The organism is Sphingobacterium sp. xlx-96, assembly GCF_011007365.1.
Lineage (GTDB): Bacteria > Bacteroidota > Bacteroidia > Sphingobacteriales > Sphingobacteriaceae > Sphingobacterium > Sphingobacterium luzhongxinii.
Map to the genome: position 1 here is coordinate 378,898 of NZ_WFKM01000001.1, position 21,337 is coordinate 400,234.

General features: G+C 41.2%; 23 protein-coding genes. 14 read left to right on the forward strand and 9 right to left on the reverse strand.

The window, feature by feature from the left end:
* Nucleotides 1–99 precede the first annotated feature (99 nt).
* The 3 genes from G7B20_RS01745 to G7B20_RS01755 are packed head-to-tail and all read left to right on the forward strand — an operon-like array spanning nucleotide 100 to nucleotide 2,621.
* On the forward strand, nucleotides 100–954 hold the full coding sequence (locus G7B20_RS01745; protein ID WP_164108309.1) for a fumarylacetoacetate hydrolase family protein: 855 nt from the start codon (nucleotides 100–102) through the stop codon (nucleotides 952–954).
* A gap of 46 nt (nucleotides 955–1,000) precedes the next feature.
* The gene (locus tag G7B20_RS01750; protein ID WP_164108310.1) at nucleotides 1,001–1,831 is read left to right on the forward strand and encodes an amidohydrolase family protein; all 831 of its coding nucleotides are present in this window, start codon (nucleotides 1,001–1,003) and stop codon (nucleotides 1,829–1,831) included.
* Between the two features lies 1 nt (nucleotide 1,832).
* Nucleotides 1,833–2,621, forward strand: a complete 789-nt coding sequence (locus tag G7B20_RS01755; RefSeq protein WP_164108311.1) for an SDR family oxidoreductase — start codon at nucleotides 1,833–1,835, stop codon at nucleotides 2,619–2,621.
* Nucleotides 2,622–2,672: 51 nt separating this feature from the next.
* On the opposite strand, the gene G7B20_RS01760 is transcribed toward G7B20_RS01755, so the two are convergent.
* The 5 genes from G7B20_RS01760 to panB all read right to left on the reverse strand — a co-directional run bounded on the left by G7B20_RS01760 (nucleotide 2,673) and on the right by panB (nucleotide 7,633).
* On the reverse strand, nucleotides 2,673–3,731 hold the full coding sequence (locus G7B20_RS01760; protein WP_164108312.1) for a patatin-like phospholipase family protein: 1,059 nt from the start codon (nucleotides 3,729–3,731) through the stop codon (nucleotides 2,673–2,675).
* Nucleotides 3,732–3,794: 63 nt separating this feature from the next.
* Nucleotides 3,795–4,580, reverse strand: a complete 786-nt coding sequence (locus tag G7B20_RS01765) for a murein L,D-transpeptidase catalytic domain family protein (RefSeq protein WP_164108313.1) — start codon at nucleotides 4,578–4,580, stop codon at nucleotides 3,795–3,797.
* Nucleotides 4,581–4,742: 162 nt separating this feature from the next.
* Nucleotides 4,743–5,801, reverse strand: coding sequence for a L,D-transpeptidase (locus G7B20_RS01770; protein WP_164108314.1), 1,059 nt, complete (start codon nucleotides 5,799–5,801; stop codon nucleotides 4,743–4,745).
* Nucleotides 5,802–6,206: 405 nt separating this feature from the next.
* Complete coding sequence (locus G7B20_RS01775) at nucleotides 6,207–6,806, reverse strand: hypothetical protein (protein WP_164108315.1); 600 nt, start codon at nucleotides 6,804–6,806, stop codon at nucleotides 6,207–6,209.
* A gap of 11 nt (nucleotides 6,807–6,817) precedes the next feature.
* Nucleotides 6,818–7,633 (reverse strand): 3-methyl-2-oxobutanoate hydroxymethyltransferase, encoded by an 816-nt coding sequence (gene panB / locus G7B20_RS01780; protein ID WP_164108316.1) that lies wholly within the window; start codon nucleotides 7,631–7,633, stop codon nucleotides 6,818–6,820.
* 382 nt (nucleotides 7,634–8,015) lie between these two features.
* On the opposite strand from panB, the gene G7B20_RS01785 reads away from it, so the two are divergent.
* From G7B20_RS01785 to G7B20_RS01815, 7 genes are all read left to right on the forward strand, one after another.
* Nucleotides 8,016–8,759: an RluA family pseudouridine synthase gene (locus G7B20_RS01785; RefSeq protein ID WP_164108317.1), complete on the forward strand. Its 744-nt coding sequence runs from the start codon at nucleotides 8,016–8,018 to the stop codon at nucleotides 8,757–8,759.
* 12 nt (nucleotides 8,760–8,771) lie between these two features.
* The gene (locus G7B20_RS01790; protein WP_164108318.1) at nucleotides 8,772–9,386 is read left to right on the forward strand and encodes a TlpA family protein disulfide reductase; all 615 of its coding nucleotides are present in this window, start codon (nucleotides 8,772–8,774) and stop codon (nucleotides 9,384–9,386) included.
* A gap of 160 nt (nucleotides 9,387–9,546) precedes the next feature.
* Nucleotides 9,547–10,380 carry an orotidine-5'-phosphate decarboxylase gene (gene pyrF / locus G7B20_RS01795; protein WP_164108319.1) on the forward strand — a complete coding sequence of 278 codons (834 nt, stop codon included), beginning with the start codon at nucleotides 9,547–9,549 and terminating at the stop codon, nucleotides 10,378–10,380.
* Between the two features lie 142 nt (nucleotides 10,381–10,522).
* The gene (locus tag G7B20_RS01800; RefSeq protein ID WP_164108320.1) at nucleotides 10,523–11,377 is read left to right on the forward strand and encodes an ATP-binding cassette domain-containing protein; all 855 of its coding nucleotides are present in this window, start codon (nucleotides 10,523–10,525) and stop codon (nucleotides 11,375–11,377) included.
* A complete protein-coding gene (locus G7B20_RS01805) occupies nucleotides 11,361–12,173 on the forward strand; it encodes a hypothetical protein (RefSeq protein WP_164108321.1) in 813 nt (270 codons plus the stop codon). The genes G7B20_RS01800 and G7B20_RS01805 overlap by 17 nt, the downstream gene beginning before the upstream one ends.
* Nucleotides 12,174–12,551 (forward strand): GntR family transcriptional regulator, encoded by a 378-nt coding sequence (locus G7B20_RS01810; protein ID WP_079642332.1) that lies wholly within the window; start codon nucleotides 12,174–12,176, stop codon nucleotides 12,549–12,551. It begins immediately after the preceding gene.
* Between the two features lie 2 nt (nucleotides 12,552–12,553).
* A complete protein-coding gene (locus G7B20_RS01815; RefSeq protein WP_164108322.1) occupies nucleotides 12,554–13,432 on the forward strand; it encodes a hypothetical protein in 879 nt (292 codons plus the stop codon).
* Between the two features lie 33 nt (nucleotides 13,433–13,465).
* Here G7B20_RS01815 and G7B20_RS01820 read toward each other — a convergent pair whose 3' ends face one another.
* From G7B20_RS01820 to G7B20_RS01835, 4 genes are read right to left on the reverse strand one after another with little or no spacing between them, the layout of a single operon-like run.
* Nucleotides 13,466–14,275 carry a phosphate ABC transporter ATP-binding protein gene (locus G7B20_RS01820; RefSeq protein WP_164108323.1) on the reverse strand — a complete coding sequence of 270 codons (810 nt, stop codon included), beginning with the start codon at nucleotides 14,273–14,275 and terminating at the stop codon, nucleotides 13,466–13,468.
* Entirely contained in the window at nucleotides 14,230–15,033 is an 804-nt protein-coding gene (locus G7B20_RS01825) for a PstA family ABC transporter permease (RefSeq protein WP_240465970.1), read from the reverse strand. Before G7B20_RS01825 ends, G7B20_RS01820 begins: the two co-directional genes overlap by 46 nt.
* A gap of 50 nt (nucleotides 15,034–15,083) precedes the next feature.
* Nucleotides 15,084–15,971, reverse strand: coding sequence for a phosphate ABC transporter permease subunit PstC (gene pstC, locus G7B20_RS01830; protein ID WP_164108325.1), 888 nt, complete (start codon nucleotides 15,969–15,971; stop codon nucleotides 15,084–15,086).
* Nucleotides 15,968–16,966 carry a PstS family phosphate ABC transporter substrate-binding protein gene (locus G7B20_RS01835; protein WP_164108326.1) on the reverse strand — a complete coding sequence of 333 codons (999 nt, stop codon included), beginning with the start codon at nucleotides 16,964–16,966 and terminating at the stop codon, nucleotides 15,968–15,970. Before G7B20_RS01835 ends, pstC begins: the two co-directional genes overlap by 4 nt.
* Nucleotides 16,967–17,135: 169 nt before the next feature.
* On the opposite strand from G7B20_RS01835, the gene G7B20_RS01840 reads away from it, so the two are divergent.
* From G7B20_RS01840 to G7B20_RS01855, 4 genes are read left to right on the forward strand one after another with little or no spacing between them, the layout of a single operon-like run.
* On the forward strand, nucleotides 17,136–19,235 hold the full coding sequence (locus G7B20_RS01840; protein WP_164108327.1) for a HEPN domain-containing protein: 2,100 nt from the start codon (nucleotides 17,136–17,138) through the stop codon (nucleotides 19,233–19,235).
* Between the two features lie 16 nt (nucleotides 19,236–19,251).
* Complete coding sequence (gene cobA / locus G7B20_RS01845) at nucleotides 19,252–20,019, forward strand: uroporphyrinogen-III C-methyltransferase (protein ID WP_164108328.1); 768 nt, start codon at nucleotides 19,252–19,254, stop codon at nucleotides 20,017–20,019.
* Between the two features lies 1 nt (nucleotide 20,020).
* On the forward strand, nucleotides 20,021–20,590 hold the full coding sequence (locus tag G7B20_RS01850) for a bifunctional precorrin-2 dehydrogenase/sirohydrochlorin ferrochelatase (protein WP_164108329.1): 570 nt from the start codon (nucleotides 20,021–20,023) through the stop codon (nucleotides 20,588–20,590).
* An 8-nt stretch (nucleotides 20,591–20,598) separates the two neighbouring features.
* Nucleotides 20,599–21,297, forward strand: a complete 699-nt coding sequence (locus tag G7B20_RS01855) for a phosphoadenylyl-sulfate reductase (RefSeq protein ID WP_164108330.1) — start codon at nucleotides 20,599–20,601, stop codon at nucleotides 21,295–21,297.
* Nucleotides 21,298–21,337: the final 40 nt, after the last annotated feature.

The following is a 21,337-nucleotide window of genomic DNA, read 5'->3' on the forward strand; positions in this document are numbered from 1 at the left end:
TAATAAATATTATATACATATGGAATAACTCATGTCTGGCGAAGCACAAATCCCTATTACTATTCCATATGACAGATAAAAAAACAAAATTAAATACATATGAAATTAATACGTTACGGCGAGTTCGGTAAAGAAAAAATAGGTGTTCAGGTTGATGGTGTGAATTATGATGTATCTGCCTTTGGCAGTGATTATAACGAACAGTTTTTTGCGGAGAATGGACTAGCGAGATTAGAGCAGTTTGTCAAAGCAAACGAAGGTAAGTTGACCGAGATACCTGCGGACAGCCGATTAGGCTCTCCATTTGCGAGACCTTCGAAGATCGTTTGTATCGGGCTTAACTATAAGGATCACGCTGCCGAAACCGGAGCAGCAATTCCTGCTGAGCCTATTATATTCATGAAGTCTACCACGGCTTTAGTGGGACCCAATGATCATATTGTGATTCCTAAGAATTCAGTAAAAACCGACTGGGAGGTGGAGTTTGGTATTGTAATCGGGCAGAAGGCGACTTATGTGGAAGAATCGGAAGCTTTGGATTATGTTGCCGGATATGTATTGCACAATGATGTTTCCGAACGCGAGTTTCAAATCGAAAGGGGGGGGACTTGGGATAAAGGAAAGGGCTGTGATACTTTTGCGCCTATGGGACCCGTCATGACTACAAAGGAAGAAATCCCCGATATCAATGACGTACATCTCTGGTTAAAGGTGAATGGTAAGACTTATCAAGACGGAAATACAAAAAATCTGATTTTTTCTGTACAACATGTTGTTTCTTATGTTTCCCAATTTATGACTTTACTGCCAGGTGATGTTATTTCAACAGGCACACCAGCAGGAGTGGGCCTCGGTTTTAATCCGCCGATTTACCTCAAAGAAGGTGATGTTATTGAACTCGGAGCAGATTATTTGGGCGAGCAGCGTCAGGAAGTTAAGGCTTGGCGCAAATAAGGATTAGAAACTAGAGAATAGTAATTAGAGACTAGAAAGAACTGAAATGAAAATAGATTGTCATCAGCATTTTTGGTTGTATGATTCGGTCAAAGATGCGTGGATAACGGATGATATGAAGGTTATTCAACGTGATTTTTTGCCGAATGATATCTCAAAGACACTTAAGGATAATAGAATAGATGGGGTTGTCGCCGTCCAAGCCGATCAGTCTGTCCGGGAGACAGAATTTTTGGTAGAACTTGCGACAGCCTACAAAATGATCAAAGGAGTCGTCGGGTGGGTCGATTTGCGTGCGGATGATATCGAAAGTCAGCTTCTAAAGTTTTCTGATTTTCCTATTATCAAAGGATTTCGTCATATTGTTGAAGGAGAACCTCAAGGGGACTTTTTGAGTCAACCTGAATTTCTGCGCGGCATCAAGGCACTGACTAAATATAATTATACGTATGATTTATTGATTAGACCAAGGCATTACGCAAGTACTTTAAAATGTGTTACTGACAATCCAGAGCAACAATTTATGCTGGATCATATGGCCAAACCGGCTATCGCAACAGGAGAGTTTGCTGAGTGGGCCGCATTTATTACAGCGCTCTCTGCTTTTCCCAACGTGTACTGTAAAATTTCAGGGTTGGTTACCGAAGCGGACTGGAAGGCCTGGTCAATCGGAGATTTCGAGGTATTTATCAAACACGCTATTGACTCGTTTGGTAGGCAACGGATCTGTTTTGGCTCAGATTGGCCTGTTAGTACACTCGCCGCTACATATGCGCAAATATTGGAAGTTTCGGAAGCTTATCTAGAAGGTTTTACGGATATAGAAAAAGCTGAGTTTTTTGGAGGTAATGCCGTTAGATTTTATAATTTGAAATAATATGGATCTTAATTTGAGAGAAAAAGTTTTTATCGTAACGGGCGGAGCAAAGGGGATTGGCCGTGCAATAGTACTGGCTTTGGCTAGGGAAGGTGCTATTCCTGTAATTGTCGGGCGTAGACAGGAAGACAATCTAGTGGTCCAACACGAGGTTGAAGCTATTGGAGGTAGGTGCTTGTCTATAGAGGCCGAGTTATCAGAGCCGAGTGCATGTACGCGTGCCGTAGCCCAGACACTACGTGTTTTCGGAAGAATCGATGGATTGGTCAATAATGCCGGACAGAATGATGGTGTGGGATTGGCAAGTGGAAGTTACGAAAGTTTTGTGGCTTCTTTACATAAAAATTTGATTCATTACTACTTGATGGCCCATCACGCATTGGATGCCCTGAAAGAAGCTAAAGGGGCTATTATTAATATTAGTTCCAAAACAGCGGAAACAGGGCAAGGGAATACTTCGGCTTATGCGGCGTCAAATGGTGGACGGAATGCGTTAACCAGAGAATGGGCGGTAGAGTTATTACCTTATGGTATACGTGTGAATGCGATTATTGTGGCTGAAGCAGCGACGCCACAATACGACACCTGGATAAAGACATTGAATAATCCCGAAGAAATGTTGAAGAAAATCACCGATCGTATTCCATTAGGCAATCGAATGACTACAGCGGAGGAAATTGCAGATACAGCTGTTTTCTTGTTGTCCAGTAGATCCAGTCATACCACAGGACAGCTCGTTTATGTAGATGGAGGTTATGTTCATTTGGATCGGGCACTGATTAAAGAATAAATATTTTGCACCCTAGTCTGTAGGAGCTTACAGCCTAGGGTTTTTTATACACTATCCTTTGGAAAGGAAATTCCATACCGACTTTTTTCGTCGCTCCACTTCCTTTTGATCATGAATCAGTTCTTTCGCTAGTTTTTCCAGTACCGCTTCATTCTCGCTTATTATCTTATCTGCCAGTGCGACAATTTTTTGGATGTTGGACTTACTTGCGGCATCCATTCCTGGAGCTATGGATGACAAATTATTTGGTTCGATACGAATGTAATTATCGGCCCGATTTACGGATCGGAATAGCTGTCGGATAAAATAATCGTTACTTTCAGATGAACTTGACGTCATGATATCGACTAAGGCCGGTCCGATGGAAATGGCCCACTTTTTCTTGAAATCTTCGTAGTTGTAAGCATTTTTTGTAACTCCGGTTCCTAATGAAAGGATGTGTATGTCGTGTATGTTGAAGGTATTGAAGTTTTTTAAAACTTCAATTAACGCTGAGATGGCCGGGTTATGTGCAAATAGTCCGCCATCGACAAGGACATAGCGTGTGTTAGCGAGAGAGAAGATCTCGGCTACTGAAAAAAAAGTAGGTGCCGCAGAGGTTGCTCTACACACATCCCGCAAATAGAAATCTCTCGAGTCACCGTGAGTTATGGCTTTTTGCTGCCTAAAGAGCTGGTTTTTTCGTAGTTCTATGTTGTAGGCAGTTATGATGCAGGGTTTAATTAATTCACTGAGCTTGGTGTCACCAAAGTAGTCGTATAATACTTTTTCGATCACCTCTTCATTATAGATTTCGCTCACCAGACCAAATTTGCTTAAGAACCTTCGCCAGTTACTTGCATAGAAGATACTTTCGCCATGTTCTAAATAGATATCCAATGCCTCTCTTGCGGAATACTTAGGTTTTGTACGATCTTGGTCTGAAGGATATAATAGTATAGAAGTCAATATACCTCCCGTACTGGTGCCCGAGAAAAAGTCGAAATATTCTGAAATATTGGTTTTCGGATTGCCGCTAAGCTGCTTTAGTCTCTCCTCCAGGGCTACGATTACCATACCGGGGATAATTCCCCTTATTCCACCACCATCAATAGAAAGTATTCGCTTCATTAATATTTTATTGACTTCCAGCTAAAAGTAGCGAATTTATAGCTAAAAAAAAAACAAAGGCGTTTAATTTAAAGATCCTTTTGCTGTTCCAGTTTCACCAATATCTTTTCGAGCGATTAATGTTGTAGGTGCTTTTTTGAAAACTTTTGACTGAGCTAGGTATTCTTTATTATTTGCGTAAATAAACAACATTGAACCGTCTTTTATCGTATTTATTATGGGAGTATTCAGTTCTCTGGGCAATGCGGGACAGCCGTAACTGCGACCGAGCCTCCCGGTAGCATCAATAACCGCCTGACTACTATATGCTGCACCGTGGATTACCACTGCCCGTGGCCTAGCTTGGTCGTTAATTCCCTTTTCTAGTCCGTCAAGTACTAAAGAATAACCATTCCCTCCTTGATAAGTATTCGCGGTTTTATAAAATCCCAATGAACTTTGATAGGAACCGTGTCTGTTTGAAAAAGAAGTCGCATACTTCTCACCACTGTTTCTACCATGTGATACAATAGTATGAAAAAGTACTTTTCTGTTTTTCAAATCAATAACGACCATTCGTTTGTCGGTCGATGGCAATGAAAAATCTATAATACTGATAATATCTTTGTTTTTAAAAGACATATTTTCATACCCGTTCATGGCCATCTCAAATGCTTCAAATTTAAGTTTTCCTTTTAGCGCAATTTCCTGGTATAATTTTTCGATTTTGGATAGATTATTCTCTTCCTTTAAAGAGTCTACATTTTGGATAGTAGCGAGCGGTTGAGATTTTAGTTGATTAGAATGACTATGGATTGCAAAGAGACCTGCAAGTGATATTAGTCCTATAATAGCTATTGTTTTTTTCATATGTGTCTCCCTTGTTCCTTATCTTACATATGGAATACTCATGAGTGTTTTTGCTTAGCGCTAAACATGAGTATTTCATATACATACATTTCCTTCCGTATACAAAGGTCGTTACCAATGTGTTATAAAAATGTTAAGAAATGTTAATTCTTGTCGAAATGGTTAATTTATGACAATTACGAGGGAAGAAAACGGCTTAATCCAGTCATAAACAAACTTTGCATGCGAGGATGCATTCCTAACACACATATGTGATCGAGGGGTGGTACCGAGTGTCCAACTATGTTCGATGATTTTAGCTTTTGGATCATTAGTAGGTACTCCATGGATATATGCACCATTTGTAAATCTGCTGGCCCAAGGAGCATAACCGGCTATTGTTGTAGTGCCATCAGCGTAGTAGAACATCTTGTTTTTTTGTTCCTGGAGTAAATATATACCTACGGGCGTCTCCATGGCATAAGGAGGATTATGCTTTCCAGTTGTTGCAGGATTCATACTTCGGATGATCCATTCTTTTTCTGAGTGTTCTAGAGCACAAATATTTTGATTTGTAACATCAACAACTACAACATGTTTGAAAGTAGCTGTATCACCGATAGATTTGACATAGCGTTTTGGGATATCCCATTCCCCATCAATATTGGTGAGCCCCTTGATTCGAACCATTTTTAACGTATCACTGGATAATAGTTTTACCAACGACCCATCTCTTCCATAAATGGTTGGTGTTTTTGTCTCGCCTAGTTTGTATAAAGGTGCGGATTGGTACCGTTCGGTACCCAAAGTATCGGATACTCTTTTATAAGCATTCCTTTTGAAATTCGCTACCGTAGGGGCCTCTCCATTTCTGTTTTTATAGTTTACGACCAGTCCGTAGTTATTATGTTCACGTTGGAAATTTTCGATATATGCTAGTTTCTCTTTAATCTTTTCCCATTGAAATACCCTAAAAGTGTCCCTGTATTTGTATCTATCTTCTAAAGTGTACTTGTCGTATATCAAATCTTTTGTCAGTACGATATCTGATGCTGTACGTGGTTTAGCTTTTTGTTTTTCTTCTTCTTCTGCTTTTTTTACCAAGGCGATACTATCGAGCTTTATTTTTTTGCTGTCAACGTTTTTGGGTGATGCCTGCCGGTCACAAGAAACAAACAAAGTTAGCGCTATAACAAAAAACATAAAATTACCTGCGCAGCTTATACTAAGTGAAAATTTCATATGTAAATAATTATTTTAGAGTGTTTGTTTTCATTTGTATAAATGAGCTCCTTTCACTTGGTTTGTCTTTTGATCGTCATAGGGAATATCCAAAATATTCTCGTATGTGTTTGTACGTCCTGTACTACATGTATATTTCATATAAGGGCTAATCTTAATAATTAAAAAAGAATATAGCAACGTTTGTACCAAAATCGGTTGAATTTGTGTTTATTTGATCTTTAGCTCTAAAAACAGCTGTTTTCAGCCATTATGCTACATGTAAATTACGTCAAGTACCCCGAAGTGTGTTTCAGTGTGTAAGCACCTATACTCCCCTGGTTAAAAAAAGACGGTACAGCCCTAGCCCTTTGGTGTGTTGTTGGAAAAGCGTAATGAGGACAAGCTGTTTCAGCAGGCATGCCATTAGATGATTGGGAATAATTTAGTTTCTGACTGTCTGCTGAGCGATTTCAATTTGTCAAAGAAAAGCTTATTCTTCGGGTTTTCTAAAAGGAGGTAAGGTAAAAATATCATTTTTGTTCCGATTGCAATCTGGTAATAGCCCAGCAACATACCGTTGTTTTTTTGCACAGCTTGTACCTCACTGAGTTTTTTGATATCCGTCAGCAAGTTGAATTTAATGGAGCTGCCATCCAACCATTCGATGTATATCACCTGTGATTCAGAATCATAGTTTATTTTTTGATTCCTGATTGTCTTAACATGATTGTTGAATACGAAAAATTGGCCGATAAGGTATAGGCTTATCGGTAGCATGATCAGTGCAATTTTGAATTTTGCAGCAATAAGTAGAATGATACATAGTAATATCATACCTGTCCCCACGGTATATAGTACGCGTTTTAATCCCCGTTTTAATAAAGGAGTAGGGATTCCAATCTCTGTCACACCAGGGGATAAGGGGATTTCTTGGACTTTACCGAAATTGAAAAAGTTAAGCCGGCGGAGGATAAAGTATATCAATACCGCCAGCAAAATACCTATAATGATGATTTTACCCAAAGCTTATTTCTTTAGTACTGTTCGTTTTCGTTGGGGTATTCTACCGCTTTTACATCGGCTACGTACTGAGCAACAGCAGTAGTGATCTGTTCGTAAAGATTGACGTATTGACGTAAAAATTTCGGTTTGAAGTCTTTCGTCATGCCCAGCATGTCGTTTACTACTAACACTTGTCCATCACAGCCAGCTCCAGCGCCGATACCTATAGTCGGGATCTGTAGCGATTTAGAAACTTCCTCTGCTAATTGAGCCGGTATTTTTTCAAGAACTATTGCAAAACACCCAGCTTGTTGTAGCGCTAAGGCATCTCTTTTTAGTTTGTCGGCTTCCGCATCTTCTTTGGCACGGACACCAAAACTACCGAATTGATGGATCGATTGGGGAGTTAATCCCAAGTGGCCACATACCGGTATACCTGCCTTTACTATCTTTTTTATGTTGTCGATTATTTCTTCTCCACCCTCCAGTTTAAGCGCGTGGGCGCCGGATTCCTTCATCATCCTTACAGCAGCGTCATAGGCTTTTTCTATTGATCCCTGATACGTTCCAAAAGGCAGGTCTGCCAGTACCATCGCTCGTTGACAGCCTCTAACAACAGCCGCGGTATGATAGATCATATTGTCTAATGTAATAGGGAGCGTTGTTTCATAACCAGCGAATACATTGGCTGCTGAGTCGCCTACCAAAACGATATCTACTCCAGACTCATCTAAAGCTCTCGCCATTGAATAGTCATAGCCTGTCAGCATACTTATTTTTTCGCCACGTAATTTCATTTCTTTGATAATAGAAACGGTAACGCGCTTAATGATTTTATTTACGGACATGATATAAATGTTATGCTGCAAAATTATAAATAATATACCGCTGGTCGGCATAATAATGTAAAAACCTTGTGTTACCAACTTGAATTCGATTAATAAACCTTCTTTTGCAGCATCTAAAAACTAGACTGGTTTGCTAGGCATCTGCCTTCGGCTGTCGTCGCTCCTTCTACCAATTACAGATTTACTTTTACTGTCATCAAATCACCGCCGTGTTTATTAAAATACGGACCTCTCAAAGACAAATAAGAGGCGTCATTGCTGGGCTACAAATCGATCTTATAGCAACATAGCTATAAAGTCCATCAATAAATATTGATATTCAGTAAAATAACAATCGAACTCAGGTTGCTAAATAATCGGCTAGTTTTTATATTTTTGTATTATGATTCAAAACGATACCCGTTTATTTAAATATCCAAAATTCAGTGATCTTATTATTCACGAAGACGACAACCTTATTGTCATAAACAAGCCCCCATTTATAGCTTCCTTGGACGAGCGTGAAGGAGGTGAGGTTAATATTCTTCGCTTAGCAAAGCGGTATTACGCGGATGCACAGATCTGTCATCGATTGGATAAAGATACATCCGGCATACTTCTGATTGCTAAGAATCCAGAAACTTACCGTCTTGTCTCTATCGAATTTGAAAAACGAAGAGTAAATAAAGTATATCATGCCATTATACAAGGCACGCATACATTTGACAACCTGAAAGTTGATCTTCCTATTCTGAATCAGGGAAATAAAAATGTAAGTATCGATCGGGCCAACGGGAAACCCGCTGAGACAATTTTTAATAGTATTCGTTATTTTAAACATTTTACATTGGTAGAGTGTAAGCCTATAACCGGCCGCATGCACCAGATACGCATACATCTGGCTACCCAACATGCTGCTATTGTTGGAGATACAATGTACCGTGGTAAACCCGTATATCTATCTCAGATCAAGAAGCGTGGATTTACGATGTCGAAAGACGAGGAAGAACAGCCTATCATGAAGCGTTTTGCTCTTCACTCGAAAAGGACCGATTTTACCATCGATGGCAAGAGTTACTCCTTTGAGGCTGATTACCCGAAAGACTTCGCAACTTTGTTAAAACAATTAGAAAAATTTGATTCCTAGTCGATAAGCGTTATGGCGGATAAAAAGAAAGTAAAAAATATAATTAGCTGGGTGGTTTTTGTTCTGGCAATGGGGTTTATTTTATGGTCGCCAAGCCGGATTTTTATCCAACAGCAGCTGATGAAAATAGGTTTTTTTAAACCAAAACTGGAAAAACCTGTTGAAGATGCCACTTTGGCAAAATCCGAAGTAAATCCAAGTGCAGCTGTTGCGGCAGTCGATAAGGCCTCATTCGTCGGTGCTGATAACAAGATATACGATACCGAACAGCTTCGGGGAAAGGTATTGTTTATCAATTTTTGGGCGACCTGGTGTCCTCCATGCAGAGCAGAGATGCCGTCGATTCAGACATTATACGATAAATTCAAAGGCAATGACCAGATAGAATTTTTAATCGTGGAGATTGAGGGAGACGTCGAGGGTACGGATAAGTTTTTGAAAGAGCAGGATTTGCAGCTTCCTATTGTATATCCAAATGGGGAGATTCCTACCAACTGGTTAGGAGGTTCTATTCCGACTACTGTCATTTTAGACAAGAACGGAAAGATTGCGGCCAAGGAAGAAGGTATGTACGATTATTCTACGAAAGAAGTAGAAGAGTTTGTTCAAAACTTGATTAACCAATAATAATTAAATGAAATATCCATGTTACAGAACAGTATAAACACGAATGGCCGCGAAGAAGCATACACTTTGCAACAAAATCGTGTATAGTATACTTTGGATATTCCATAGGATCATTAAAAGTCAAACCGAGTTTGCGAGCTCATGAAATAATTATTTACTTATGAATAGACAAGAGCTCATAGAGCAGATTAAAGAAAAGCAATCCTTCCTTTGTGTGGGATTGGATACAGATATTACGAAGATACCGGAACATCTCTTAGAAGAAGAGGATCCTATTTTTACGTTTAATAAAGCTATCATCGAGGCTACTGAAGATCTTTGTGTAGCGTATAAGCCCAATATTGCATTTTATGAGAGTTATGGTGTAAGGGGCTGGCAGTCTTTACAGAAGACCTGGCAGATAATTCCTAAAAGCTGTTTCAGTATCGCTGATGCCAAGCGAGGTGACATCGGAAATACCTCCAACATGTATGCGCAGGCTTTTTTTGATGAAGCAGTTTCTGGAATGGGGTTTGATTCCATTACGATAGCGCCCTATATGGGGAAAGATTCGGTGACCCCTTTTTTGGATTTTGAAGGCAAGTGGGCTATCGTGTTGGCATTGACCTCTAATGAAGGAAGCAAGGACTTTCAGAATTTTTCGAACAGCAGTGGTAAACATCTGTTTGAAGAGGTCATCGATAAGGTGAACTGTTGGGGTACAGATGAGAATCTGATGTATGTGGTGGGAGCGACGCGTGGAGAAGCTTTTTTGAAAATTAGGGAGCATGCTCCAGATCACTTTCTATTGGTTCCGGGAGTAGGTGCACAAGGGGGATCTCTTCAGGATGTCTGTAAATACGGTATGAATAAAGACTGTGGCCTATTGGTTAATAGTACAAGAGGTATTATATACGCGTCAAACGGCAAGGACTTTGCTGAACGTGCGCGTGAAGAAGCACAGAAGCTCCAAAAAGAAATGGCGCTAGAGCTTATACAGGCTGGGCTGATTTAATGCCGGGCTTTGATTAAAGGAAATATAACAATTTCGTATATGGAGCGACCTATGCATGGTCGCTCCATATTTTTTTATAAGTATTTTTTGAAAGTTGAAATATCTGAACTATATTAGTGTATTATTTAAATAGTACACTAGTATGATAACTATTAAAAACTTAAATTTTAGCTATTCCCGATCCCGTCCTTTATTCACAGACTTGGATTTAAGTCTACAGGGGGGACGGATTTATGGGTTACTTGGGAAAAATGGCGCTGGGAAATCCACCTTATTGAAAAACATTGCAGGACTGGTTTATCCTCAAGGAGGGAGCATAGCCGTTCTCGGTAAAGATCCTAGCCAAAGATCGGTAGAAACATTGCAACAGATCAGTTTTATTCCGGAAGAGTTTCATCTACCCGCAGTCAAATCTGATGCTTTTGTAAAGGCAAACTCGGGGTTCTATCCCGAGTTTGATCACCAGTATTTTAAAGAACTTATTCAAGAGTTTGCTATTCCTGTTCATGAACAGCGGTTGGCGGACATGAGTTATGGACAAAAGAAAAAATACATTATTTCTTTTGGTTTAGCGAGTCGAACAAAGTTAATTATCATGGATGAGCCTACGAATGGCTTGGATATACCTTCTAAAGCGCAGTTTAGAAAGGTTATGGCGTCGGCTTTGACGGACGACCGATGTTTTATTATTTCCACGCATCAGGTTCGCGACCTGGATAATTTAATCGATACTGTGATCATACTCAATGATCGTAAGGTCGTGATGAATGCTACCATCGATCAGTTGGCCAATGCGTTTTTGTTTCGCAAAATGGTCGAACTTCCTTCGACAGTAATCTATGCAGAGCAAGCTATGGGAGGCTATAATACGATTTCGGTTAATCACGGAGAGGAACATTCGAAAGTAGACCTCGAACTACTGTTTAACGCTGTTTTAGAACAAAAGATACAATTTGAAAACCTTTTAAATACCTCGAACAATGAACAATACGCTTAATAGCCGCCGCCTAGGTATGCTGATTCATAGACAGTGGATTGAATTTGGCAAAATTTACCTGATGTCATTGGCTGTGCTGACAGGTATATTTGTAGCTTTCTATGGCTATAGTATCTATGAGGTATACCGACAAAATGCAGATAACCATGCTTTACAGTCTATGTTGTCTTTTCGCCCTTATCTTTTTGTCTTTATGGGCTTATTATTTATCACCATCATATCGGGAACCTATTTTTCTAATCTTGGGCAAAAGCCTAAAGCTATATTTGAGTTGTTGTTGCCCGCTTCAAGACTGGAAAAATTCAGTGTAGCTATATTCTATACGGTCATTTTGACAACGGTATCCTATATTTTGATTTTTTTTCTAGTCGATCTAGGCTTTGTCAGTTATATACGGTCAAATTTTTCTTCTTCATACAGCTATTTCGATCAGGAAAGCGGGCGTGAGGTCGTAGTTGATCAATTGATGTTTTTTTATAAGCAAGAAATCAATCCTAAAGTGTATTTAATGACTTTTTTGCCTTATTTATTAAGCGCCCTTTTCCTTTTGGGATCGATAATGTTTACGAAGTTCCAGTATATCAAATCAGCTGTCTTACTAACGGTTTACATTTTATTATATAGCTTATTTATGCTAAAGGTGATTCAGTTTTTTACACAGGATACTATACGTATTAGTGAAGGAGTGTTTAGTGAAGAGGTATATATATTAAGAGTTATCTGCGTTCTAGGAGTATTGGTGACAGTCGCTGTATGGGGGATTGGGTATTTGAGATTGAAAGAGAAGGAGGTTTAAATGGATTTTAATAACGGTAAGGCGATCTATTTGCAGATTGCAGAACATGTATGCGAGCAGATTATGTTGGAACATTGGAAGGCCGAGGATAGGGTCCCGTCGGTACGGGAGCTTGCTGTTGAGCTGGAGGTGAATCCCAATACGGTAATGCGTACCTATGATTTTTTACAGCAGCGGAATATTATTTATAATAAACGCGGGATTGGTTTTTTTGTTAGTCCAAATTCAAAGAGCGAGGTGCAGGCGTACAAGAAAGGTATTTTTATAGAAGAAGAGTTGCCTCGGGTTTTTAGAAATATCTATTTATTGGATATAGGGCTGGACGAGTTGAAAGATCGTTATCAATTATTTGTAGATCAAAATTTTAAAACAAGTTAGTTATGAACAGAAGTACAAAGCTATTAATCATTTTAGCGATATTACTATTTGTGATACCTGTAGGAGCTGTGGTGTTGTATACGGCATCGACTAATGTAGATTCAAAGGAATATGCAGAATCCGTAAAAAAGGAAGGGCAGGACCCCAATGCTCAGGATCATTTCCTGGTAACCCATAAGCTAAAAACATTTAATAATATCCATATTGCTAGTGATGGGTATAGTTATGTGAACCTGTATTTGGTCGAGAGCAAGGATTATGCTGTAAAGGTGGATAAGAGAAATGAAGGGCATGTTGTATGTAGTGTTGATGCATCTGGAGGATTAAAGATTGAGTCAAATCCGGGAAGTCGATTTTCAATGATATCGATTTATGTATTTGCACCTGTAATCGACGAAGTACACCTGTCGAATATGCAAATCGGAAACCTGGAAACGAATTTAGATAGTCTTCGTATATTTGGTGACCGGATACGTAATACGATCCGATTTGGAGAAAATAAAAAGCTCGAAAGCTTGTCACTATCTTTGACAAATTCCAACATTAATTTAGGAAGTGCTTTGGAGGATTGGGCTCCGAATGAGTTGGAAGCTTTAAAGGTATTGTCTCTCAATTTGGATAAAAGCAACCTAGCGTTGAATACCAAAAATTATCATCAGATAGATGCATATTTGAATAATTCTGGGCTTTCAAATGCTTTTTTTGAACAGAATGGGGAAGACAGCGTAAAGTATGCAATCGAAGATCTGAAGCTGACTACAGCAGGTAAGTCGAGAGTGCAATTTAATAAAGGAATTTCGATAAATCGCATTTCGGGAAAACTATCGGATAGCACGGTCACAAGTTTACCGATATCACTACTCCGAGATCTTATCAAGTAATAAAAAGAGAGGCTGTTTAAACAGCCTCTCTTTTTAACTTATAAAGCCCTTTACATATTGTTGGGTGAGTTCATGCTGTGGGTTCAAAAGAATATCTTCCGTTTTTCCAAATTCTATTATCTCGCCGTTGTATACAAAAATGATGTAATCCGAAACCCGACGAGCCTGTCTAAGGATATGGGTTACCAACACAATAGTATAGTCATTCTTTAGATCTATCAGCAGGTTTTCAATGGTCTGTGTAGATATGGGGTCTAGGGCAGAGGTGCTCTCATCCCCAAGAATGATTTCCGGTTGGACTGCGAGGCCCCGTGCAAGGCAGAGCCTTTGTTGCTGTCCGATAGACAGGCTGGTTGCCGAGCTGTCCAGCCTGTCTTTGACCTCTTCCCATAGTCCTACATTTTTCAGCTGATTTTCAACAATATGGTGCAGTACTTTTTTGTTTCTTTCCCCATGTATCCGCGGGCCATAGGCTATATTGTCGAAGATCGACATAGGCAATGGGAAAGGGCGTTGGGAGAGTAGTCCCATTTTCTTCCGGATATGAGTTACTTCGGCGTCTTTTGCATAGATATCCTCTCCGTTTACGAGTACCGATCCAGATACTTTTACATTCTTACTGTCATCCATAAGGCGATTCAACGTTTTGAGCAGGGTCGTTTTTCCACAGCCTGAGGGGCCAATAATGGAGGTTATTGAATTATTCGGAATATCGAGGTTGATATTTTTTAATATATGTTTGTCTTCTATGTACACATTCAAATCCTTGATTTGTATGTGCGGCAACACAGGGAAGCTTATAATTTGTGTTTCTTCTGTTTGGAAGCTAGAATGTGTGTGCATATGACAATAAATAAAATTATAAATGTTAAAATTAATGCAGAAGCGTACGCCCGTCCTTGAACTTCAGGTATAGGACTGCTCAGCTGAAAAAATATAGCCAATGGCAATGTCGCTGCCGGTTCATCAATATATAACGGAAGGTTGTCGCTAAATCCAGTAGTAATGAGGACCCCTGCAACATCACCTATGGCTCGGCCAAAGGCGAGAAGTACAGCGGTGAATATGCCTGGTTTTATATATTTTAATAATACCTGTGCCGTTTCCCATTTTGTAGCCCCTAGCGATGTGGTTATGTTTTTGAGGTCCAAAGGGATCGTTTTGAGCAATTCGTCCAATGTACGTACCACTATTGGGATGGTGAGTAGCGTTATCGTTATTACGCCCCCCAATAAGGACGCGCGGATACCAAACCACACCATAATGCTGAACGCTATGGCGCCATACACAATAGATGGAATGCCAAATAGTACGTCAAATAATAGTCTGGAAGCCCGCACCATTATAGCGCTTTGATTGCTGTAAATATTCAGGTATATGGCTATAGGGATACCCAGTAGACAGGCAAGAATGGTCGACAATCCAGCCAGGTAAAGCGAGCCCAGGATAGCATTTAATATGCCTCCTTCCTTTCCGATGTAAAAGCCTCCTTGAGGAGTTTGGCTTATCATTTCCCAGCTCAGAAAGGGGAGTCCTTTAAATAGGATGATTCCAATTATTAAAAAAAGAGAACCCGTTATAGATATCCCTGAGAATTGCATCAATAGTTTCGCAATTTTTTCTTTTCGTAATCTTGATTTGACAGTTGACATTAGACTTTTCCCTCCAGTTTATTTAGAATAACACGCGAAATCAGGTTGAACCCGAAGATGATGACCAGTAATAGTAGTGCCGCAAACATTAAAGCCGCATCATAACGGGGGATGGACATCATCTCTCCGAAGTTGTTTGCTATCAATGCCGGAATTGGGAAGCCCGCATCAAATAGAGATTTTGGCACCTGCGGAATATTCCCACAGACCATCAATACCGCAATAGTCTCTCCGAAAGCCCGCGATATAGCCAGTACTACGGCAGCGATTATCCCAGGTCTTGCTTTTTTGATGATTACTTTTTGTATCGTTTCCCATTTGGTGGCCCCTAGAGATAGTGATGCGGATTTTAATTCAGCAGGGATTGTTTGCAAGACCTCTACCATAATACTGATCATAATCGGGAAAATCATGACCGCGAGCACCATTCCTCCCGATACTACAGAGTATCCCGATGTCGAGCTTCCGAAAAAAGGACCGATATAATTTCCTATTAGTGGTACGACAAATAGAACGCCCCAGACCCCATAGAGTACGGGAGGAATAGCGGCCAGCACATTCATCAAGGGGAGCACGGTATTCCGGAGCCTATCGGAGGCATATTCGACAAGGTATAAGGAGGCCAGGATACAAAGAGGGACAGCTATCGCCAGCGCGATCACAGTTACCCACACCGTGCCCATAATAAATGGCAGGAAGCCGAATTTTCCCCTTAACGGCGACCAGATACTATCTGTCAATATAGAAAATAGACTTTGATCCTCGAGAAGGGGCAGCGCTTTAACGGTTAATCCAATACATATAAAGGCAATTACGGATAGCATTAATATAAGCAACGTAAGAAATGCTCTTCGTATCCATAGGTCCTTCCATAGTCTTATTCTCATCGGTTCGTTATTTTATTGTTACTATTCACTGTATCCGCTTTGATTTTTTCTAATTCGGTAGTCCGTTGTGCTGCGGTCATGGGCACATACCCGTTCGCGAGCAGGTGTTCTTGTTGTTGTTTGTCGAGGACAAATCGGATAAATTCCCGCATCAGTGGGTTTATATTACCCTTCTTAACGACAAATGCCAAAGGCCGTGAAGGTGGGGATGGGTATTGTCCCGCTGCCACTGCGCTAGTCAATTCATCAATAGTACCGTAAAAGCTTTCCTCTTTATCTATTTTGCCATTGGCATTCTGGTCTAGCGGAATGACCGCTATGTTTTCCGCCGTTCTTTTGCTAGACAGGTCGTATACATAATTAATGTTATTGAAGCCGATCGACGTTGGTTCATCTTTGATGGCCTGTGCCAAACCGGGATCGCCGAATATGCCTACACCCTTTAGGTCTTCTTGGTTCTGTCCGAAAAATTTGGCCCATGTCTCGGCTGCTCCCGCAGCATCAGATCTTACGTAAGCGCGGATGGGGAGATTCACAAATTTAGTATCGATATCACTCCAGTTTTTATACCGTTGTGTTACGAAGATACCTTCCAGTTCCTTCTGCGTCAAGCCCCGCTCTCTAATGAGGTTTGCATTTGGATGTTTAGCGTTGTAGGTGCCCAGTACGGCATCTTTTGCTACAAATATGGGGAGGGCCCCATTTGTTAATTCCTGTTGGTGCAGATCTCGCGACACCAGACCTATATCCATCATATCGGTCAGCACATCAGTGATCCCTTTTCCCGCGCCTCCGGCAGAAATATTAAAACGTACATTCGGGTGTATTTTCTTAAAATCCTCACTCCATAAAACGACAATCGGGTACAAAGCAAAAGCACCAGAAATAGATATATTTCCAGAATAACCAGTCTTGTTATCATAGCTGTTTGATTTTTTTGGCGCACAGCTTAATAAGGATAATGTTATCAATACACTGATAGTTAGTTTGTTCATTGTCTATTTTTTGACTTTGCTAATTTCAGTTCATCTCTTTTTTTTACAAATATATACTAATTTGGTAGATTATGTAGTTATTATAGTTTTTCTTTTATACATTTGTTTCGTCGTTCATGAAAATACAGGAATGGCAAGCTAAAGATTAATGGTGTTTTAGGTAAAAAATATGCAGAGTTTTCGTACTGAATTAGAGAATCCTATTGTCGAGCAGGAAATAATTGAGCTAGATAGGAAGATTAGGGCTTACCAGGAAGGGAAGTTGCCCGAGGAAAAGTTTAGATCGCTTCGTTTGGCAAGAGGAGTGTATGGACAGCGTCAAGCAGGTGTTCAGATGGTTCGCATTAAGTTACCTTTTGGGAAGGTTACATTTAAGCAATTGCTGAATATTGCCGCGATCTCTGACGAGTACGCGAGCCGTAACCTGCATCTTACCACAAGACAGGATATACAGATTCATTACGTAAGCTTAGATAAAACACCCGAACTCTGGGCCAAATTGGCGGCTGATGATATTACGCTTCGGGAGGCCTGTGGTAATACCGTTCGCAATGTTACGGCTTCGGCGACGGCAGGGGTAGGCCCCGACGAACCTTTTGATGTATCGCCTTATGCCCAGCAAACATTTGAATACTTTCTGCGCAATCCCGTCTGTGCGGAGATGGGGCGTAAATTCAAAATAGCCTTTTCATCATCAGATAAAGATACAGCATTCTCCTATATACATGATTTCGGATTTATCCCTAAGATCAAGCTGGTTGATGGCGTAGAGCAGCGCGGATTTAAGGTACTATTAGGAGGAGGGCTTGGCGCCCAGCCTATCTTGGCGGAGGAAGTGTTCGATTTTCTTCATGAAGATCACATCATACCTTATATGGAAGCTACACTTCGTGTATTTGACCGCTATGGAGAGCGCAATAACCGTAATAAAGCCCGGTTTAAGTATTTAGTCCAAAAGATGGGTTTGGAGGAAGTATTGCGCCTTATAGAGGAGGAAAGGATCGCAAATAAAAATCAGACTTACGTGGTGGATCGCAGCGCGGTAGAATTACCCGAGTTGCCTACCGATAAGGTGGAGCCTACATCGCCTGTAGACGAGACGTCCTATACCTTGTGGAGATCGACCAATGTGTTTCGCCAGAAACAGGATGGCTATTACGGCGTGTATGTAAAGGTTTTGACAGGTGATGTATCGACAGACAAAGCCCGGAAATTAGTTGAAGGCATAAAAGGCCATGTCGCGGATGATATCCGTATTACGCAGGGACAAAATCTACTGTTCAAATATGTCCGCGAAGAGTCGTTGCCTCATTTGTTCAACCTGTTGACTACGCTGGATCTGGCCAAGGCTGGATTTGACAGTACAGCCGATATTACGACCTGTCCCGGTACAGATACCTGTAATCTTGGGATTTCTAATTCTACAGAGATGGCACGTGTGCTCGAACGGTATATACACGAGTTCTATCAAGAGTTTGTAGTAGAGCAACGGTTGAAAATAAAAATTTCGGGCTGTATGAATTCCTGTGGACAACACGGATTGGCCCATATTGGCTTTCATGGCAGTTCAGTCAAAGCGGACGGTAAAGTAGTACCGGCAGCGCAGGTGATGCTTGGAGGTGGTACTGTTGGTGACGGCAAGGGAAGGGTTGCCGAGCGCGTCATAAAGGTACCTACAAAACGTGTTCTTCAGGTGGTCGATCTGATTCTTTCAGATTATAAGGTAAATAAGGGCGTAGAAGAAGATTTTCATAGTTACTACGATCGATTTGGCAAAGACTATTTTTACAAGCTTTTGAAGCCATTGTCAGATCTGAGTACATTGGCAGGCGAAGAGTTTATCGACTGGGGGCATCAGGATACCTTTGCGACAGCGATAGGTGTTGGCGAGTGTGCCGGTGTGGTGATCGACCTTGTCGCTACTTTGCTGTTTGAGGCCGAGGAAAAAATAGATTGGGCCAAGCAGGCGCTGGACAAGGAGCAATATGCCGATGCCATCTATCATAGCTACAGTGCGTTCGTGTGGACGGCGAAAGCTTTATTATTGGATAAGGGCATCAACGCAAGTACACAGATCGCCGTGATCGATGCTTTCGATGAGACCTATGTGGCAAACGGTGATTTTCAATTTCCGACCTCCTTTTCAGATCGAGTGCTGCAGATTAATAAATACGAACCATCAAAGGATTTTGCAAAGGCTTATCTGACCCAAGCGACAGCATTTTATTATGAAGGAGCTGAACGGAGAGCGGTTCTAAAGTTGAATTAAAAAAAGAGAATAACGAATGAATACGATACAACCATTTGTCACGCTAGTAGGAGCAGGTCCGGGTGATCCAGATTTGATCACGTTAAAGGGAATAAGGGCGATAGAGAGTGCCGATGTCATTTTATATGATGCATTGGTGAATGAATCGTTATTGTCTCATGCTAAAGCTGGCTGTACCAAGATATATGTCGGCAAGCGTGCCGAGCAATTGTCTACCTCACAGGATTATATTAACCGGCTGATGGTGGATTATGCATTGACGCATGGGCATGTCGTACGGCTCAAAGGGGGGGATCCTTTTGTTTTCGGCCGTGGGGGCGAAGAGCTGGATTATGTACATGGCTTTGGTATTGCCACAGCGGTGGTTCCGGGCGTTTCGTCGGCTATCGGGTTGACCGGTCTGCAGAAAATTCCATTGACCTACCGTGGGATCAGTGAGAGCTTCTGGGTCATCACAGGTTCAAAGTCAGACGGTAGCCTGTCCCATGATCTTACACGTGCCGCCGATACAGATGCTACGGTTGTGGTGTTGATGGGGTATGCCAAGTTACAGCAGATTGTTGCGTTGTATAAGTCGCATCAAAAATCGGAGCTTCCTATTGCGGTCATTCAAAATGGTTCTTTACCCAATGAGCGTATCGCATTAGGAACTATCGATTCTATCGTGGCAGAGGTCGAGAAATCTAATATAGGCGCCCCTGCTATACTCGTGATCGGCGAAGTGGTACGTAAGTATGAAGCATTTAATGATTTGCGTAAAGAGATTCAATGTTTGGAAGGATAAAATGAATAGATTGTTCCCTATATTTCTTAAACTCGAACAATTGCAGGTATTGCTAGTCGGTGCCGGGCCGATAGGCTTGGAAAAGATCACGGCCTTGCTGCAAAGCAGTCCAGGTGCCCAGATTCGGGTGGTGGCCCATACGGTGATTGATGCATTTCGGGAATACATTGCCGATCGACCGTATGTCGAGTTGTATGAGCGAAATTTTAGGGAGGAGGATTTGGAGGGGGTCGATCTGGTCGTATTAGCATCCAACAATCCAACGTTTAATGAAGAAGTCCGCGCATTGACCAGACAGCGTAATATACTATTGAATGTCGCAGACAAGCCCGATCTGTGTGACTTTTATTTAGGGTCTATCGTGACCAAGGGAGATCTTAAGATCGGCATTTCCACGAATGGTAAGTCGCCTACTATTGCCAAGCGCTTGAAAGAGTTTTTAAACGACTTGCTGCCCGAGGAGATCGATGAGACGCTAGGCTTGATGCACGAGATGCGCGAACAGCTGAAAGGAGATTTTCAGGAAAAAGTAAAAGCGCTTAATGCGCATACACGTGAATTGATAAAATAACGCATAGAATGATCGATTTATTGAAGAATGCGTTAGCGGGTCTAGATGCGGCGCAAATTGTTTCTTATATTGCTCAAAATTATGGTGGGCGTACCGTATTCTCCACGTCCTTTGGTATAGAAGATCAGGTCATCACTGCGATGCTTTCGAAAGAGCCCCAGCAGGTATCTATTTTCACCTTAGAGACGGGGCGGCTATTCCCTGAAACCTATTATGTATGGAATAGAACCTTGGATCGTTATGGTTTACGAATAAAAGCTTTTTATCCACAGGCAGATGCGGTGGAGGCGATGGTTTCGGACAAAGGCCCTTCTAGTTTTTACGAGAGCGTAGCCAATAGGAAGGAGTGTTGTTTTATCCGTAAGATCGAACCGTTACAGCGGGCGATCAAGGGGTTTGATATCTGGATCACCGGTATACGGGCCGAACAATCGGCCAATCGGGAGGAGATGGATTTTATAGAGTGGGATGCCGCGAATTCAATCGTTAAGGTACACCCTTTATTTTATTGGTCATTAGAAGATGTGGAAGCTTTCTTAAAACAGTTTAATGTCCCGTACAATCCGTTGCATGACAAAGGATTTCCAAGTATTGGATGCCAACCTTGTACCAGAGCCATAAAGAAGGGCGAAGATTTTCGTGCAGGCCGGTGGTGGTGGGAAGATAAAAGTAAAAAAGAGTGTGGATTACACGGAAGTGGGAAATAGCGTCTGAGATAGACGATTAAAGCGTAAAATCTAATTAAAA

Excerpts from the sequence above, each read along its gene's own strand:
- G7B20_RS01745 (WP_164108309.1), top strand. The coding sequence starts at position 100 with ATGAAATTAATACGTTACGGCGAGTTCGGTAAAGAAAAAATAGGTGTT.
- G7B20_RS01750 (WP_164108310.1), top strand. The coding sequence starts at position 1,001 with ATGAAAATAGATTGTCATCAGCATTTTTGGTTGTATGATTCGGTCAAA.
- G7B20_RS01755 (WP_164108311.1), top strand. The coding sequence starts at position 1,833 with ATGGATCTTAATTTGAGAGAAAAAGTTTTTATCGTAACGGGCGGAGCA.
- G7B20_RS01760 (WP_164108312.1), bottom strand. The coding sequence starts at position 3,731 with ATGAAGCGAATACTTTCTATTGATGGTGGTGGAATAAGGGGAATTATC.
- G7B20_RS01765 (WP_164108313.1), bottom strand. The coding sequence starts at position 4,580 with ATGAAAAAAACAATAGCTATTATAGGACTAATATCACTTGCAGGTCTC.
- G7B20_RS01770 (WP_164108314.1), bottom strand. The coding sequence starts at position 5,801 with ATGAAATTTTCACTTAGTATAAGCTGCGCAGGTAATTTTATGTTTTTT.
- panB (WP_164108316.1), bottom strand. The coding sequence starts at position 7,633 with ATGTCCGTAAATAAAATCATTAAGCGCGTTACCGTTTCTATTATCAAA.
- G7B20_RS01785 (WP_164108317.1), top strand. The coding sequence starts at position 8,016 with ATGATTCAAAACGATACCCGTTTATTTAAATATCCAAAATTCAGTGAT.
- G7B20_RS01790 (WP_164108318.1), top strand. The coding sequence starts at position 8,772 with ATGGCGGATAAAAAGAAAGTAAAAAATATAATTAGCTGGGTGGTTTTT.
- pyrF (WP_164108319.1), top strand. The coding sequence starts at position 9,547 with ATGAATAGACAAGAGCTCATAGAGCAGATTAAAGAAAAGCAATCCTTC.
- G7B20_RS01800 (WP_164108320.1), top strand. The coding sequence starts at position 10,523 with ATGATAACTATTAAAAACTTAAATTTTAGCTATTCCCGATCCCGTCCT.
- G7B20_RS01805 (WP_164108321.1), top strand. The coding sequence starts at position 11,361 with ATGAACAATACGCTTAATAGCCGCCGCCTAGGTATGCTGATTCATAGA.
- G7B20_RS01810 (WP_079642332.1), top strand. The coding sequence starts at position 12,174 with ATGGATTTTAATAACGGTAAGGCGATCTATTTGCAGATTGCAGAACAT.
- G7B20_RS01815 (WP_164108322.1), top strand. The coding sequence starts at position 12,554 with ATGAACAGAAGTACAAAGCTATTAATCATTTTAGCGATATTACTATTT.
- G7B20_RS01820 (WP_164108323.1), bottom strand. The coding sequence starts at position 14,275 with ATGCACACACATTCTAGCTTCCAAACAGAAGAAACACAAATTATAAGC.
- G7B20_RS01825 (WP_240465970.1), bottom strand. The coding sequence starts at position 15,033 with ATGCAATTCTCAGGGATATCTATAACGGGTTCTCTTTTTTTAATAATT.
- pstC (WP_164108325.1), bottom strand. The coding sequence starts at position 15,971 with ATGAGAATAAGACTATGGAAGGACCTATGGATACGAAGAGCATTTCTT.
- G7B20_RS01835 (WP_164108326.1), bottom strand. The coding sequence starts at position 16,966 with ATGAACAAACTAACTATCAGTGTATTGATAACATTATCCTTATTAAGC.
- G7B20_RS01840 (WP_164108327.1), top strand. The coding sequence starts at position 17,136 with ATGCAGAGTTTTCGTACTGAATTAGAGAATCCTATTGTCGAGCAGGAA.
- cobA (WP_164108328.1), top strand. The coding sequence starts at position 19,252 with ATGAATACGATACAACCATTTGTCACGCTAGTAGGAGCAGGTCCGGGT.
- G7B20_RS01850 (WP_164108329.1), top strand. The coding sequence starts at position 20,021 with ATGAATAGATTGTTCCCTATATTTCTTAAACTCGAACAATTGCAGGTA.
- G7B20_RS01855 (WP_164108330.1), top strand. The coding sequence starts at position 20,599 with ATGATCGATTTATTGAAGAATGCGTTAGCGGGTCTAGATGCGGCGCAA.